Origin of the sequence: Streptomyces sp. URMC 126 (assembly GCF_051386555.1) — a bacterium.
Lineage (GTDB): Bacteria > Actinomycetota > Actinomycetes > Streptomycetales > Streptomycetaceae > Streptomyces.
Genome location: NZ_JBPQTX010000868.1, coordinates 1 through 272, shown reverse-complemented (window position 1 = coordinate 272; position 272 = coordinate 1). Strand labels below are relative to the sequence as shown.

The window sequence follows — 272 nt, the reverse complement described above, 5'->3', positions numbered from 1 at the left end:
GTCCTGCACGCCGGTGTTCAGTCCCTGGCCGCCGGCCGGGAAGTGGATGTGCGCCGCGTCGCCGGCCAGCAGCACCCGGCCCGCCCGGTAGCGCTCGGCCTGCCGTGCGGCGTCTCCGAACCGGGAGACCCAGCGGGGGCTGTGCATGCCGAAATCGGTGCCCGCGATCTTCCGCAGTGACGAGCGCAGCCACGAGAACGTCGCCGGCTCGTCGCGGTCGGGGACGCGGTCGTACTCGCAGGTGATCACCCGGTACCAGCCCGGTTCGAAGA

General features: G+C 72.4%; 1 protein-coding gene. It reads right to left on the bottom strand.

The window, feature by feature from the left end; translation table 11 throughout:
- Positions 1-272 (bottom strand): FAD-dependent monooxygenase (locus ACSNOK_RS34280; protein WP_436784635.1); only part of this gene is annotated, 272 nt, incomplete at both ends.